The 14,352-nt window shown below is 42.3% G+C and carries 14 protein-coding genes and 3 pseudogenes; 8 read left to right on the top strand and 9 right to left on the bottom strand.

Going from position 1 to position 14,352, the window contains the following annotated elements; genetic code table 11:
* Nucleotides 1-397, top strand: a pseudogene (locus LW728_RS18250) (RNA-guided endonuclease InsQ/TnpB family protein); the annotation flags it as partial.
* Between the two features lie 68 nt (nt 398-465).
* Nucleotides 466-634 (top strand): annotated as a pseudogene (locus LW728_RS18245) (IS110 family transposase); the annotation flags it as partial.
* A gap of 249 nt (nt 635-883) precedes the next feature.
* On the opposite strand, the gene LW728_RS18240 reads toward LW728_RS18245, so the two are convergent.
* Nucleotides 884-1,876, bottom strand: coding sequence for a hypothetical protein (locus LW728_RS18240; RefSeq protein WP_287767547.1), 993 nt, complete (start codon nt 1,874-1,876; stop codon nt 884-886).
* Between the two features lie 201 nt (nt 1,877-2,077).
* Between LW728_RS18240 and LW728_RS18235 the strand changes: the two genes are divergently transcribed.
* Nucleotides 2,078-3,082, top strand: coding sequence for a helix-turn-helix domain-containing protein (locus tag LW728_RS18235; protein WP_287767545.1), 1,005 nt, complete (start codon nt 2,078-2,080; stop codon nt 3,080-3,082).
* A 181-nt stretch (nt 3,083-3,263) separates the two neighbouring features.
* Here the strand turns inward: LW728_RS18235 and LW728_RS18230 are convergent, their stop codons facing one another.
* Nucleotides 3,264-3,917 (bottom strand): HupE/UreJ family protein, encoded by a 654-nt coding sequence (locus LW728_RS18230; RefSeq protein WP_287767543.1) that lies wholly within the window; start codon nt 3,915-3,917, stop codon nt 3,264-3,266.
* 14 nt (nt 3,918-3,931) lie between these two features.
* Nucleotides 3,932-4,858, bottom strand: a complete 927-nt coding sequence (locus LW728_RS18225) for a class I SAM-dependent methyltransferase (protein ID WP_287767541.1) — start codon at nt 4,856-4,858, stop codon at nt 3,932-3,934.
* Between the two features lie 336 nt (nt 4,859-5,194).
* Here LW728_RS18225 and LW728_RS18220 point away from each other — a divergent pair, with 336 nt between their 5' ends.
* The gene (locus tag LW728_RS18220) at nt 5,195-6,391 is read left to right on the top strand and encodes a homocysteine biosynthesis protein (RefSeq protein ID WP_002803545.1); all 1,197 of its coding nucleotides are present in this window, start codon (nt 5,195-5,197) and stop codon (nt 6,389-6,391) included.
* Here the strand turns inward: LW728_RS18220 and LW728_RS18215 are convergent.
* From LW728_RS18215 to lipB, 3 genes are all read right to left on the bottom strand, one after another.
* Entirely contained in the window at nt 6,380-6,610 is a 231-nt protein-coding gene (locus LW728_RS18215) for a hypothetical protein (RefSeq protein ID WP_043998089.1), read from the bottom strand. The genes LW728_RS18220 and LW728_RS18215 overlap by 12 nt on opposite strands.
* Before the next feature lie 285 nt (nt 6,611-6,895).
* Nucleotides 6,896-8,158 carry a pentapeptide repeat-containing protein gene (locus LW728_RS18210; RefSeq protein ID WP_287767538.1) on the bottom strand — a complete coding sequence of 421 codons (1,263 nt, stop codon included), beginning with the start codon at nt 8,156-8,158 and terminating at the stop codon, nt 6,896-6,898.
* Nucleotide 8,159: 1 nt separating this feature from the next.
* Nucleotides 8,160-8,828, bottom strand: coding sequence for a lipoyl(octanoyl) transferase LipB (gene lipB, locus LW728_RS18205; protein ID WP_287767536.1), 669 nt, complete (start codon nt 8,826-8,828; stop codon nt 8,160-8,162).
* 473 nt (nt 8,829-9,301) lie between these two features.
* Between lipB and hpf the strand changes: the two genes are divergently transcribed.
* Nucleotides 9,302-9,901 carry a ribosome hibernation-promoting factor, HPF/YfiA family gene (gene hpf, locus LW728_RS18200; RefSeq protein WP_287767533.1) on the top strand — a complete coding sequence of 200 codons (600 nt, stop codon included), beginning with the start codon at nt 9,302-9,304 and terminating at the stop codon, nt 9,899-9,901.
* A gap of 58 nt (nt 9,902-9,959) precedes the next feature.
* Here the strand turns inward: hpf and LW728_RS18195 are convergent, their stop codons facing one another.
* Both LW728_RS18195 and LW728_RS18190 read right to left on the bottom strand, forming a co-directional pair.
* Nucleotides 9,960-10,370, bottom strand: a complete 411-nt coding sequence (locus tag LW728_RS18195) for an Hsp20/alpha crystallin family protein (RefSeq protein WP_287767530.1) — start codon at nt 10,368-10,370, stop codon at nt 9,960-9,962.
* A 214-nt stretch (nt 10,371-10,584) separates the two neighbouring features.
* A complete protein-coding gene (locus tag LW728_RS18190) occupies nt 10,585-11,226 on the bottom strand; it encodes an L-threonylcarbamoyladenylate synthase (protein WP_002803551.1) in 642 nt (213 codons plus the stop codon).
* Here LW728_RS18190 and larC point away from each other — a divergent pair.
* The gene (gene larC, locus LW728_RS18185) at nt 11,203-12,459 is read left to right on the top strand and encodes a nickel pincer cofactor biosynthesis protein LarC (protein WP_287767528.1); all 1,257 of its coding nucleotides are present in this window, start codon (nt 11,203-11,205) and stop codon (nt 12,457-12,459) included. The genes LW728_RS18190 and larC overlap by 24 nt on opposite strands.
* Before the next feature lie 40 nt (nt 12,460-12,499).
* Here the strand turns inward: larC and LW728_RS18180 are convergent, their stop codons facing one another.
* On the bottom strand, nt 12,500-12,952 hold the full coding sequence (locus tag LW728_RS18180) for a DUF29 domain-containing protein (protein ID WP_287767526.1): 453 nt from the start codon (nt 12,950-12,952) through the stop codon (nt 12,500-12,502).
* A 185-nt stretch (nt 12,953-13,137) separates the two neighbouring features.
* Between LW728_RS18180 and LW728_RS23445 the strand changes: the two genes are divergently transcribed.
* The gene (locus tag LW728_RS23445) at nt 13,138-13,377 is read left to right on the top strand and encodes a PIN domain-containing protein (RefSeq protein ID WP_043998049.1); all 240 of its coding nucleotides are present in this window, start codon (nt 13,138-13,140) and stop codon (nt 13,375-13,377) included.
* A 186-nt stretch (nt 13,378-13,563) separates the two neighbouring features.
* A pseudogene (locus LW728_RS18175) lies at nt 13,564-14,125 on the top strand (transposase family protein); the annotation flags it as partial.
* Nucleotides 14,126-14,352: the final 227 nt, after the last annotated feature.

Below are 14,352 nucleotides of genomic sequence, written 5' to 3'. Positions count from 1 at the left end.
TGATGCTTCTTGGTATCAATTCACTGAATGGTTGAATTATTTTGCCAAGATTTATCGGATTGTTTGTATTGCTGTTCCTCCCCATTTCACGACTCAAGATTGTTCAGTTTGTGGAACAAGAGTTCAAAAAACATTAAGCACTAGAACTCATCAATGCCCCAATTGTAAAACAGTCTTAGATAGGGATCATAATGCATCAATAAATATTCTTAAAAAAGGGTTGAAATATTTGGGAAATCATCTCAACGGTACTGTTGGGCAAACAGGAACCGACCCAAACGCCTTGGGAGAGTCCAGTCTCTGGATTCTTAATGGAGACATTGAGAATCTAAGCTGTCTCGTTGAACAAGGAATTTCCGATAGTGATAGGTCAAGAATCCCCCGTCACAGCGTAGCTTTACGGTGGGAGTATGTCAATCTTGTTTGGGTTTCCTGGCGTCAACCCAACCTTGTATATTGAGAGAAGTAGCTATGCGTCATAATCCGGTGATTAAAGCCTTTTACGAACGCCTAGTCGGACGCGGTAAATCAAAAAAAACTGGCTCTTACTGCTTGTGTGCGGAAAATCTTAGTTATTCTTAATGCAATGGTTCGCCAAAATCAGCCTTGGCAGCTTCCTGACAATTTAGACTAAATTCGGTTATTAAAAACTGATTATTTATTCCCATTTTTGCCTTTCTCCTCTTGCATGAGTGCCTAATAAGTAGCCTATACTCAACGGATTTAGTATCAATGTAATTCATGATGAAGACGATGTCGGCGGCTTAGATGTGTAATTAATTTTGCTTAGGTGCTTAATCGATCATAATTGATCATCATTTATCGCACTAATATCATTGGTAATAGTAACGATAATTCTTCGCAGCTTCGCACCTTGAAACTCCTAAGGAATCTCGTGTTTATATTGAGTTAGGAAGTTAGGAGTATAATTTGAGAAAGTTATGATAATATCGACATTTTGTTCGATGTTATTAATATACAGTTTCATCTTATCTACTGCGCTGTCACCCAACGTTTCATCGGAAGGAGCGATTATCTTTGGTTTGGCAAATTCAACTTTGAGTTTCACCTCGCCACTAAGACGAGGAAGATAACAAGTGATCTTCTGTTGTTGCCCTAACCAGTTATAGACATAACATAGTTTTCCCTGATAGATGTGGAAACTATGCCCACCAAAACAGCCGTCGTGCGCCATCAGAACAGCCTGTAAGTCCCCTTTAGCTTTGGAGAAATCAATAGTTGCTTTGATCGCATAGAGAGGAGTGCTAATATTAGGAACAACAGCTTCGGAAATTTCCAATCCCCCTAGATAATTTGTCGGGGGAACGGCGAACGGAGGGATTTCCTTGGCAACAGCTTCGGAAATTTCTGATCCTCCTGGATAATAAATATAGCTATCAGAAATTTCCAATCCCCCTAGATAATTTGTCGGGGGAACGGCGAACGGAGGGATTTCCCAGGCAACAGCTTCGGAAATTTCTGATCCTCCTGGATAATAGATATAGCTATCGGAAATTTCCAATCCCCCTGGATAATTTGTCGGGGGAACCGTGAACGTAGGGATTTCCCAGGCAACAGCTTCGGAAATTTCTGATCCTCCTGGATAATAAATATAGCTATCGGAAATTTCCAATCCCCCTGGATAATTTGTCGGGGGAACCGTGAACGTAGGGATTTCCCTAGCAAGGGCTTCGGAAATTTCTGATTCTCCTGGATAATAGATATAGCTATCGGAAATTTCCAATCCCCTCGGATAATAGGTATAGCTAAATGTGTTATATTGTGGGTCATCAGAAAATGCTGGGGGACGTAATTGAGGAGTTTCTGCACCCAATACCCTAGAGCAATCTTTAAATGGCATATATGCTTTAACCATCCACATCTCCTTGGTAATCGATAACGAAAAAAAGTGAGAGATTTAAACGGAACTACACTGATGGACAAAATTAACAAATCAACCCTGCTGTAACTTATACTACTCAGTCCTCTATGCTAAGACGATCCAAAAAACGCAAGTCTTTAAATTGATGGGCAAAAAAAGTTTAATTTCACTCAATAACCCAGGAGTTATACATAAATGTTTATTTTTGACAATAAAACCAATATTTTAATTAATTCTCAGGAATTAACCTTTAAAAGTGAATATTTTTGCAATTTTTCTCGTTATTTTCAGAATCGAGAATTTGTCAACGTAGATGCTTTACAACTCAGTGGTGATCATTTTGAAGGGTATCTTTCAAGGATCATCATCGATGAAGTGATGTTAGAATTATCGCAACGTAATTGTTTAATAAATGTTGTGGGAGTAGTCCATTCTAAAATGTGGGTTTTTGCGATTCCTATTCAGGTGAATTCTGTCTTCTTCCAAAATTTGTACTCAGTAGAAAATAACTATCTTGGGATTGTCCCCCCTAAATCAGAAATTTCCATTTTTCAACATCCCTTTTCCAATCGTTTTCAGCTTTACGTTCATGATAATTATCTGCAACAATTGTGCCAAAATTTAGAGCTACCAGAAGCGAAAAAGTTTTTAAATTCTTCCGCTTCTTCTGTTGTGATTTGCCCATCGGAAAAAATTCGTCATCTCCAACAATCTTGTCATCAACTTTATCGAATGCTATTTAATTTAGATCGTCAACAAATATCTTGGCAAAGAAAAGCATTAAGATTAAATTTTGTCAGGCAAAAATTAAAAGAAGAAATTGTCAAAGATTTTCTTTTGACTTTAGCAGTAACCAAAGATATTAAAACCCCTAAAAACGCTATCAGACGCACCTCTATCCTCAAAAAAGCAGAAGAAATGATGAGAAAAAATCTGCGTTCTGATCTGACTATTCCAGCGATTTGTCAAGAATTAAAAGTAAGTCAACGCACCTTACAATATATATTTAAAGACTTCTATCAAATGTCTCCTTACAATTATTTTAAGTTGCTTCGTCTTAATGCTTTACATCAATCTCTTAACCAAAATAATCAGACAAAATTAACTTATGAAATTGCCGAAGAATTAGGTTTTTTTCATCGAGGATATCTGGCCTCTGATTATAAAAAACTGTTTGGTTACTTCCCCTCGGAAACCTAAAAAAATAGTAGGGGTAGGAATGAGGATTATTTTTAGATTTATTTCGAGAACTCAATTCCTAACTCCTCTTTCAATTGAGCGGCTCTCCCGTACTTGTTTGGTAGGGGCGTATATTGTACGCCCTTTCTTCGATCTCATAACCTCAAGAGAGCCATTAATAATTAGCCCCACCGAGATTAATTTACTTAATTCCCACTAAAAAAGTTGTACCGATCGCCATAATTGCCAATCCGATTAACTTACTAATTAGAGTCGCTTGCTTGGCTAATTTTTCCTTGATGACACTGCCAAGGAAAAAAGCCCCAGATGCGATCGCTAATTGGATGACGGTAAAACCGATTAAATAGGCAACTAAAGTGGCAACTCGCGCCCCGATAATTGATTCTCCGTAGGCATAACCGTGGAAAATTCCTGCGATCATTGCCAAAGTTGCCAGAGCGATCGTATAGAGATTAGAATGATTTTGTAACCCTTTTTTCAGGGTTAAAATCACGCCAAAAATAACCACAGAAAGGGCAACAATCCCCTCAGGAAAAAGTAAATTTATTCCCTGTAAATGAATCCCCGTGCCGATTAAAGTGGCAATCGCAAAAGCGATCGGAATTAATAAACCCTGTTCCATCCCCACAGCAATTAAACCACTAGCCACCACAAAAGCTAAATGATCTAAACCGATAACCGGGTGAGCTAAACCCGATAAAAATCCATTCCAAAAATTATCGGGAGTTTGCCCTGCCATGGCATGATGGGCGAGGGTTTTGCTGGCAAAAATTAACAGGAAGAGAGGGACAATAGTTAATATCCTTGTCCAGCTTTGACGAAAAATTATCTTCATTGATTACCTCAAAATTATGATTCGGAAACCCGCGCAACAATCGCCCGGTGTCGGGGACTGGTGGGGGTAATGATCGGTGCTTGAAACCCCGCTTCAACTAATGCCCGTTCGATATCGAGAGTAAAATATTGATCGAGATAGGGTTCGGTACTCTTGAGTAAGGTTAGGACATAAGGGGGCATTTTTCGATAAATTTCCGAGCGCGGATTCATATCCATCAGCGTCAAATAACCTCCCGATCGCAATAAACGACGCGCTTCGGCGAAAATTTCTCTAGTAGCCTGTTGGGGTAGTTCGTGGAACATTAAAAACGAAGATACCAGATCGTAGGACTGACTGGGTAATTGAGTTTTTTCCGCGGCTGCGTGTTGCCATTGAATCGTCTTTTGTTTTTGTTGAGCTTGGTATTGGGCAACGGCTAAATAGTAGGGAGAGAGATCTAACCCAGTTACCCGCGCTTGCGGATAAGTATCTTGCAGCGCAAAGCTGCTCATGCCGACACTACAGCCTAAATCGACAATATCGTTAATTTCTGCCTTGATTTGCTCCTTCAATATCCGGTGATATTCCCGCCGCAATCGCGGATCGCCGTCAATCCCCGCCCCGGGCCAGATGGTAGAATGGACAGCATAGGCGGCAGATTCTACCTCAAAAGCTGGCAACCAGTCTAAATTGCCCTTTTCGTAAGCGTGGAAAGAACAAACGTAGTATTCGGGATAGACGAGATCGGGATTTTCTACCGCTTGCAGTTCCCAACTCCAATCCCTTTGTTGCCATTGTTTGACGGTTTCTCGCCAAGGTACGCCTAGTTTTTCGGCTCTTTTAATCATCATATTGCGCGCCTGATAGCGAGCGATGTCAAAAAGCGGTTTTATGCCGAGAATACGGTTAACTAGACCAGAAACAGGATTAAAGGAGGCCGGAACGGGTGTAACTGTCATAGAAAAGCTTCGATCGTAAATTTTCCCTTTCTCATCTTATAACAGTGATCAGTAATCAGTAATCAGTGAAAAAACAGCACTGTCACCGCCATTTAATACTGCTCGGTTAATAAGTAGCTGGTTATAATTAAATTAAAAATGGATTTTAGGTTCGATCCCCCCTGCCTCCCTTGATAAGGTAGGGTTGATTCATGAATCAACCCTACCCCTGATAAGGGGGGTGTCTGATAATTTTTAAAGCCTACCTACTTACCACTCACTGAAAACTCAAATCTGATAACTGTTTACTGACAACAGCAAAAAGCTCCCTAACCCCCCATCGGTTCAATTTTTATTATGAGAACAATCGCTGAAATCAACGACAAGATCGCAAAAAAAACGGCTGTAGTCTGGACAGTAGAGGAATTAAAAAGCCGCGTGAACGAGATGGGAATTAAGGAGGTTTTTTCCCAAGTAGATGTGGTTTGTACGGGAACCTTTGAACCGATGGAATCTTCGGGGGCAATGATTAATTTAGGTCAGACGGATCCGCCGATAAAAATTCGTCAATGTTGGTTAGATGGGATTCCTGCTTATGCTGGTTTTGGGGCGGTGGATTTATACTTAGGAGCCAGTGCTATTAGTGATCTAGCGGCGAAAAATGAGAATTTAGAGGGAGAAAATCCCGAAAGGGGCGGCGGACATATTATTGAGGATTTAATCGCTGGAAAATCGATTCAATTGCGCGCTGTCGGCCAGACCACCGATTGTTATCCTCGCACTTCTTTTGAAACGATTATTTCTAAGGAGACTATTAATCAATTTTATCTTTTTAATCCTCGCAATCTCTACCAGAATTTCATCGTCGGAGTCAATGGGGGAGAGCGGACTTTATATACTTATTTAGGACCACTACAGCCGCGATTAGGTAATGCGGTTTATTCCAACCCTGGAGCAATTTCTCCCCTGTTAAATGACCCCGATTTAGAAGCGATCGGCATCGGTACGCGCATTTTTTTGGGAGGAGGAATCGGTTATATTGCCTGGGAAGGAACCCAACATTTTCCCCTGCAAAAACGCCTACAAAATCGAACTCCTATTGGTCCCGCTTCCACCTTAGCCTTAATTGGGGATGCTAAACAAATGAATGCTCGCTGGGTACGGGGTTGTTATTTCAAAAATTATGGGGCTTCTTTAATGTTGGGAGTAGCAGTACCGATTCCGATTTTAAGCGAGGAAATTGTTCGACATTGTGCGGTAAAAGATGAGGAAATTGTCGCTCCAGTGGTGGATTTTTCCATTCCCCGGCGAGTCCGTCCTACCTTTGGTTTAATCACCTACGCTAAACTAAAAAGCGGTCGGATTATGATCGAGGGAAAAAGTGTTAGGGTTGCTCCTTTGGCCAGTATTTCCCTGTCCCGGGAAGCCGCTTTAGAATTAAAAGCACTGATCGAATCGGGAGAATTTACCCTCACGGAACCCGTGGCAAAAATTAATCTAGAGCGGACTTTTATTCCCCAGGATCGTTGGGGCGGAAAATTATCAATTGAGTGAGGAGTTAAGGGATTGGGTGCAGGTGGCACAACTACAATTAAGATGACGTAAAATCGGATTTTCTTCCCCGGTTGTCTTGGCGATAATCATATCACCTAAGTTCTTGGTATTGAAACTAGGATGAAAGGACTCTGGGGCAGCTTGTACGGAGTTCGTGGTAACTAATAGGGCTAATAAACTAGCAGAAGCAGTGGCAAGAATAACGACTTTTTGATTCATAAATTTGTGGGAATTATTGGCCATGAATACCACTGATTATAGCACTGCCCTTGCCGATGAGGATATCTTCTAATTAGGGTTTGCTGAAAAACTTTTTCGTGGGGGCAGGGTGTGGGGTGTGGGGTGTGGGGTTTTACTGGTTTTGAGGTGGCCAATTACCTAATTTTCAGGGAAAAAGTGCCTAAATTTTCTCCCCGATCACTCCCGGGCCCGGAACTTTTTGATTTCAAAAAAGCCTAAAGATATTATCCAACAAGGTTTTTAGATTTATTCAGCAAACCCTAATTATCGTCCCAAAAGATTGCCAATATCAGCACATCCCCCCGGAATGGTTGCGCGGGACTTTTCCCCACACCAACGACAACAATAGTGACGTTGTTCCTCGCTCATGTTTTTCACCCCGGTAAAATTGACATTTTCTACCACTGCTCCCGTGTGTTCTCCGCTGTCATAATTGGGGGGAACGCTGCGACTGCGGGGGGTAGCATTTTCTAGGGAACCATAAAATAAACGCATTCCTTTGATATCTGCCCCTCTTAAATTAGCTTCGTAGAGAATTGTCCGCGATACATTTGCTTTTACCAAATCGCTATAACTTAAATCGGCCCGCACCATATTCGCTTCGCTTAAATCCGTCCAGCGCAGATCCTGCCCAGAAATGTCGGCCCCGGCTAACATTACTCCCAATTGTACTACTCTTGTACCGAACTCTCGATCCTCCGCGTAACCCCCTTCCCCGTCTAGAATCGGTCGGCCTAGATAACGATCGCGTTTAATCGGTGATAATAGCCGCGATTGACTCAAAAAACGCAGTATTTTCGCTTTTCCAGAGGCATCGACACTGCTGAGGATGGAAGCGGTGCGACCTTCTGCGATCGCTCTTTCCTGGGGCCAATCTTCTAAAAATCCCTCCTCATCCAAGGCTAAATCGGAAATCCCTTGAAAATAGGAATCGATCGTCTGTTGTTGGGTAATGCGATTTTGTTGTATGGTTAAATCCTTAGAAATAACGTACTGTTCCCAGGCCACATAGACAGCTAACACGGCGATCATAATCTGTCCCAAGGCCCCCACCCACTCGGCCCAAGAACCGAACTCATCGTATTTAAAACTCTCTAACCATCGCAATATGCGCTCGTAAACTCCTAAATATTTCCCTAATCCGGCCAGAGCAGCTATAAAAACCATAAAAGCGAAAACCGTCTGACGTTCAGAGGGGGTGAGATAATGGGCGATCCACTGGCGAATAGAGGGCAAAATCACCTGTAAGGATATCAATATCGCTACTATCGCCCCAGAAAAGCCTAACCAGTCCCAGCTAAAGATGAGGCCGATGGTCATCAGCATCAGGGGGGCCAGTAGTAACCCCGCGTTACCCGGTCGAAGATCTTTTAATACTAGGATGCGCTGACGCACAGGATTACGCGAAGATAAAGAGGAGACGTATTCGGAAGCATCGGGGGCCGATAAACTGGTTTTACCGTTATTTTCGGGGTTATCGGCCCTATTTTCCACGGGGAGTTTTTCTGGGTCTTTGCGATCGCTCATATTAATCCTTGTCAAGAGAAAATAATTCCACACCGAAAACTGAGGCGAAAACCCTCGATAAATCTTGCTGTACTTGCCTAAGACTAATATTAGGCAGAAACTGCTGTAAACTGCCCACGGGTTTATTAGTAATCCCACAGGGAATAATCTCGGCAAAACCGCTTAAATCCGGACAAACATTGAGGGCAAAACCATGATAGGTAATCCAACGACTAACTTTAATACCGATCGCCGCTATTTTATACCCTTCTACCCATACCCCTGTCAGGCCCGCGATTCTTGCCCCCGACAATCCATAAATAGCGATAGTTTGCAGGATGACTTCTTCTAATTGTCGCAAATACCAGTGTAAATCCTGCTGATAATAGCGCAAATTGAGGATCGGATAGCCCACTAACTGCCCCGGACAGTGATAGGTGACTTCCCCTCCTCGCTCGATTCTATACACTTCTTTGTCGGTTTTGTCAAGATTAAATTTAATAAACTTAATATCTGAACCGGTACCGAGGGTGTAAACGGGGGGATGTTCCAGTAGCAGCAGCACATCGGGTAAGTCGGGATCGGCAATTCTCGCCGCCACCAGCGAGCGCTGTTGCGCCCAGGCCAGAGAATAGGGAGTGATTGCCTGAATTTTCAGCCCGCAGAGACGAGGTATTTTTTGAGCATTCATTGCGAGATTTGTCAAAATATTTAAGAAATGTAAAAGAGCGCAAAGGAAGATTAAAAGAAGGGAAGATATATATGTCGGGGAGAATACTAAGTGCTAATCTAAGGATATCCCATCTATTCGGATGTTAACCGTCGCACAGGAGAAACAATCACCGGATTCCCTAGCTGGCGGCCAAAATCGGTTTCTTTAAATAAAAGTTAACAGAACTTCGCACTTCTGTTAAGAGAAGCTTTGCAGAAACTTGTTAGAATAGAGGTAGATAAATCCAGTTGCAAATAGGCGCTCGACCCGATGAATTTTCCGCGCGATCCGACAAAAAAAAGAGAAAGAGAACACCGACAATATCTAGACTGTGACCTCTAACAACAGCGCGATCAAGCAGATTTTTGAGGATTAAATTCCTAGCATCAACATCCCTTAAAAATAGTTGATGTGGACGGTCTATAGCAAAATTTTTAGATGGAGTAGTGAGTATGAAGCTATTGATTCAGGGCAATAATATCGCTGTCACCGAAGCTATTCATGATTATGTGGAACAAAAGCTGGAGAAAGCGGTGAAACATTTTAACGGCATGACCACAAAAGTGGATGTTCACCTCTCCGTGGAAAAGAATGCACGCATTCCTGATCGCCACAAAGCGGAAGTAACGGTTTATGCTAATGGAACAGTGATTCGCGCTCAAGAAGGAAGCGAAAATTTATACGCGAGTATTGATTTAGTTTCTGATAAAATCGCTCGTCAACTCCGCAAGTATAAAGAAAGATTGGTGGATCATCGCACCAACGCCACCGTTAAAACTAGCGAGGTGGTGCAAGAGAAACCCTTAGAGGGTAGCCTAATCGGTGATCGCACTCCCGAATTACCTGCGGAAGTAGTGCGGATGAAATACTTTGCCATGCCACCGATGACTATTGAGGAAGCACTAACACAATTGCAATTAGTCGATCACGATTTCTTTATGTTCTGCAACAAAGACACGAACGAAATCAACGTTATCTATCAACGCAATCACGGCGGTTTTGGTGTTATTCAACCCCGTCCCGTTAACGTAAATGGCAAAGAACCCCATTAACAGTTAGCGACTACAAATAAAACCAAAGACTGGAGAATTTCTCCAGTCTTTTTCTCATCTAACCAAGATTAACTTTCACCACTTTATTTTTTTCTGCCACCGCTTTCGGGAGGCTGAGAGAAAGAATACCGTCTTGATAGTTAGCGGTAACTTGGCTATTTTGCACCTCTACTGGCAGGGTAATCAAGCGACTAAATTTACCATAATAAAATTCGCTGTTTTCCACTTCGGCAGGGCGTTGACGTTGCCCATTAATAGCCACCATTTGTTTGCTAACCTCCACATCGATATCTTTAATATCCACACCGGGTAATTCGATTTTTAATTCCACGGAATCCTCATTAACAGAGATTTCCACCGGGGGACGAGATACCAATGAAGTTGTCGGTAATACTTCTTGAAAAAGTTGATCGATTTGACGTTGGACAGAATTAATTTCCAGGAAGGGAGAATAAAGAGTGAAAGCCATAGTAATAATTTCCTTGAGAGGTTTTCTCTGACTGCGATTATCTCTATCTTAAGCAACTAACTTGGCTTCCACAAGACGGTTTTCAGGAAATAAAAAGTCGCAATAACCGATACAGTTATCAGTTATCAGTTATCAGTGGCAAGTGGGAAGTTGTGGGGTGTGGGGTGTGGGGTGTGGGGAGCAAAAAACCGACGGCTGACGGCTAAAATCACTGTTATAACCATTGTTGTAATTCCGGCCAACCCAAACCTTGACGCACGATATCCGGTTGATCGCAGGTAAAATCAACAATGGTTGACACTTCCGAACCGGGAGCCGAACCATCTTCGATAATTAAATCAACGATATGATCGAGGGCATCGAATAACCTAGCGGATTCTAATCCCTTGGTGGGAAAATCTCCCTCCTGATCGGGAAGATGGGCAGAACTAGAGATAATGGGATTTTCTAGGGTTTCGAGAATAGTGCGACAGATAACGTGATCGGGAACCCGGATACCGGTGGTTTTCCGCTTCGGATTCATCACCACTTTCGGCACTAATTTAGTCGCCGGTAAGAGAAAAGTGTAGGGACCGGGTATAACTCGTCGCATAATCTTATAAGCATAATCGCTGACCACTGCGTACTCGGAAATATTCGACAAAGAAGAACAGAGAAACGTCAAGGGTTTATCATTAGATAGTTGCTTGATTTGGCGAACTCGTTCGACGGCGGATTTCACATTGAGATCGCAACCGATCGCATAGACGGTATCGGTAGGATAAAGCATAATTGCCCCGTTTTTCAGGGCATGACAGATTTCTTGGATAGAACGTTGTTGGGGATTTTCGGGATGGAGAGAGTAAATAGTAGCCATGATAGCAAAATCGTCGCCTATTGGGATTGTCCCACGGGAATCGCCGGGGATATGTGTTTAGGGGCGTTAGTAGATTTAGGAGTCCCCTTAGAATACCTGATTGCACAACTAAAAACTTTAGGAATCGAGGATGAATATCAGTTAAGGTCCGAAAAAGTGCATCGTCGCGGTCAAATTGCCACTAAGATTAACGTCGATGTCACTGCCGAGAAGTCCGCTGATCATCACCACCATCACCATCATACCCCCGCTCGCCATTTACCGGAGATTGAAAATTTAATTAAACAGGCAAATTTACCCCAGAAAGTCCAAGAATGGAGTTTAGCGGTTTTTCAACAACTTGCGATCGCAGAAGGAGCCGTTCACGGGATCGCGCCGGAAAAGGTGCATTTTCACGAAGTCGGGGCAACCGATGCCATTATTGATATCGTGGGGACTTGTTTGGGTTTGGATTGGCTATCGGTGAGTGAATTATACTGTTCTTCTCTACCCACCGGCGGCGGTACAGTTCAGGCCGCCCATGGTCGTTTACCGGTTCCTGTGCCAGCAGTAGTACAATTGTTTAGTCAGGGACAAGTACCAATTTATAGTAATGGCATCGAAGCGGAGTTAGTAACACCCACGGGGGCAGCTATTGTGACAACTTTAGCTAAAAGTTTCGGTAAACCGCCGAAAATGCAGTTAGAAAAGGTCGGTTTAGGGGCAGGTACAAAAGATTTACCGATTCCCAATCTTGTCCGGCTTTGGTTAGGGAAAAAAACACCAGAAAAGCTAGATGAAAGAGAAACTGTGGCAGTTTTAGAAACTCAAATTGATGACTTAAATCCGCAAGCGATCGCCTACTTAAGCGAGGCTTTATTACAAGTGGGTGCTTTGGATGTATTTAGTCAAGCAATTACTATGAAAAAATCCCGTTTGGGAATACTTTTGACAGTAATTTGTGCCTTGGATAAAATTGCTATTTGTGAAAATATGATCTTTCAGGAAACCACAACTTTAGGCATTAGAAGGACAATTCAAGAGCGATCAATCTTAAAAAGAGAAATACAATCGATCGATACTGTCTATGGCCAAATTCGTCTAAAAGTTGCCTACAAAGAGTCAAGTAATCAACCGATTACCGTACAACCAGAATACGAAGATTGTGCCGCTATTGCCCGTCAGCATCATCTACCTTGGCGATTTGTTCATCAAATGGCCTTAACTATTTGGCAAGAACAAAATCAGTCTTGACAGCAGGGCGATTTTCTCCTAAAACTGCTATATCCATTGTTCAAAAGCTATTTTGAGGAAAATAATCCCAATTTAAAACCTGTTCTTGGCTAAAAGGACAATCAACTGGAAAAGTTTCTTTTGGTAAATTAGTTTCATTTACCGTCCCTCGCACTGCCTTTTGATAACATTCTGCGAAAATATCGGCTAAATAGGGTTTTAAGCTAGGACTATCCCTGAAAATAAGCTCTAATTGTTCTCTTTGTTCATCAATGGTATTTATCCAGCTATTAGTCCGTTTTTCTGGTTGATATTGCCATTTAAGTAAGTGCATCAAGAGAACTTTTAACCGGACGAATATCTCCCGTCTATTATTACGTCCCATATCGGATATTTCTTCGATTAAGTTATCTAAATCAAGGGCCTGTAAATTGCCCTTTTTTAAGTGATTTACGGTTTGCTCAAGCCACAAATTAAAATCAGTTTCATAAAGCTGAGATAATTTATTTTTCATAATGAGAACGTTTCTTCTATTCTATCTTTACATTGTGCCTATCTTAATGGTGTCTTGTCCAGATGATATTTTTACAAATATGAGATGCAGAGGATTTACCATAATTTATCTAATCTTCAAGGTATTTCTTTCTCTTTTTTCTCATAAATTTAATTGTGGGAAAAGTGCCAAGAACTCAGAGCAAAATGATAGTTTTCTCTGATACTTACCCAATTTGCTGCCTGATCTTGATTGACCAAGTTAATATCCTACAAGAACTGTATGAGCTTGTGATCATCCCTCAAGCTGTGGCTGATGAATTAAATGGCCCAGAATCCCCACCTGTCCTTCGGAAATGGATTACTAACCCCCCTGATTGTCTCCAGATTGGAATTGTTAGCGTCTCCTCAAGGTCGGGAATAGAACCAATCTCCAAAACCCTATGAACCAGTATAGTGCCTTAAACCAAGCCCTTCAACCCTATCTCGGATGGCATGGTGCCAGAATTTCGTTTCTGGCACTATTCCTAAGTAGTCATGCAAAATAAATTTCCTAGTGAAGACAGGCAAGAGGCAATAGGTAAGAGGCAAAAGCTTTATCGAAATGTGTAATTAATTTTGCTTAGGTACTTACTAGCCTTAATCAAAGTCAAAACCGTCAATCTGAGAGAGTTAGCAGTTGGATTTGGAGGTAAAGCTCTGAAAGAGTCTAACTACAAAAGATTACAACGCTTTTTTCGAGTATTTGAGCTAGATTACTCCGAAATTGCTAAAATTGTTGTGATTTGGATGAGGCTCCCCCAACCTTGGGGGTTGAGTCTTGACTGAACTACCTGGGAGTTTGGCGACCATTGTTACAATATTCTGACTCTAGGCATAGTCCATGAAGGGGTTGCCATTCTCATCTGGTGGTGGCTGCTCAAGAAAAAGGGAAACTCCAATAGTGATGAGCTTATGCAGTTCATTGAGGCGATCTTAAAAATTCGTTGCTTGTCTGGCGACCGGGAGTTTATCGGTCAAGCTTGACTGCGCTATCTTCTCCTCGAACCGTCTATGTCTTTCCGGTTAAGGATTCGAGCTACTAACAAGATTCAGCGGGAGGGAAAAGCCAAGGCTTGCCAAAGTCGTCTTCGCCCACTTGGCGATCGGAGAATCTCAACAACTCAAAGGTGATTGTCGGGTTTGGGGTTATCCTTCCCTTCTCAACAAAAAAGCACCCCCTCGCAGGAGTGCCTTTTCGTTCAGACTAGGAATTAACCATTGATAGCAGGAGCAGTCAGAGCTACGGGAGCCTGTTCACCACTAGCCAAGTCTAAGGGGAAGTTGTGAGCATTACGCTCGTGCATTACTTCCATCCCGATACCAGCGCGGTTTAACACATCGGCCCAAGTACCGATTACACGACCTTGAGAATCGAGAATC

The sequence above is a fragment of the Microcystis sp. 49638_E5 genome, from assembly GCF_021300285.1.
Lineage (GTDB): Bacteria > Cyanobacteriota > Cyanobacteriia > Cyanobacteriales > Microcystaceae > Microcystis > Microcystis aeruginosa_C.
This window is presented reverse-complemented; position numbering and strand designations above follow the sequence as displayed.

Coding starts and splice junctions, on each gene's coding strand:
- LW728_RS18210 (WP_287767538.1), bottom strand. CDS start 8,158: ATGAGCGATCGCAAAGACCCAGAAAAACTCCCCGTGGAAAATAGGGCC.
- LW728_RS18180 (WP_287767526.1), bottom strand. CDS start 12,952: ATGAAAAATAAATTATCTCAGCTTTATGAAACTGATTTTAATTTGTGG.
- hpf (WP_287767533.1), top strand. CDS start 9,302: ATGAAGCTATTGATTCAGGGCAATAATATCGCTGTCACCGAAGCTATT.
- LW728_RS18190 (WP_002803551.1), bottom strand. CDS start 11,226: ATGGCTACTATTTACTCTCTCCATCCCGAAAATCCCCAACAACGTTCT.
- lipB (WP_287767536.1), bottom strand. CDS start 8,828: ATGAATGCTCAAAAAATACCTCGTCTCTGCGGGCTGAAAATTCAGGCA.
- LW728_RS18240 (WP_287767547.1), bottom strand. CDS start 1,876: ATGGTTAAAGCATATATGCCATTTAAAGATTGCTCTAGGGTATTGGGT.
- LW728_RS18215 (WP_043998089.1), bottom strand. CDS start 6,610: ATGAATCAAAAAGTCGTTATTCTTGCCACTGCTTCTGCTAGTTTATTA.
- larC (WP_287767528.1), top strand. CDS start 11,203: ATGGAGAGAGTAAATAGTAGCCATGATAGCAAAATCGTCGCCTATTGG.
- LW728_RS18235 (WP_287767545.1), top strand. CDS start 2,078: ATGTTTATTTTTGACAATAAAACCAATATTTTAATTAATTCTCAGGAA.
- LW728_RS18225 (WP_287767541.1), bottom strand. CDS start 4,858: ATGACAGTTACACCCGTTCCGGCCTCCTTTAATCCTGTTTCTGGTCTA.
- LW728_RS23445 (WP_043998049.1), top strand. CDS start 13,138: ATGATAGTTTTCTCTGATACTTACCCAATTTGCTGCCTGATCTTGATT.
- LW728_RS18195 (WP_287767530.1), bottom strand. CDS start 10,370: ATGGCTTTCACTCTTTATTCTCCCTTCCTGGAAATTAATTCTGTCCAA.
- LW728_RS18220 (WP_002803545.1), top strand. CDS start 5,195: ATGAGAACAATCGCTGAAATCAACGACAAGATCGCAAAAAAAACGGCT.
- LW728_RS18230 (WP_287767543.1), bottom strand. CDS start 3,917: ATGAAGATAATTTTTCGTCAAAGCTGGACAAGGATATTAACTATTGTC.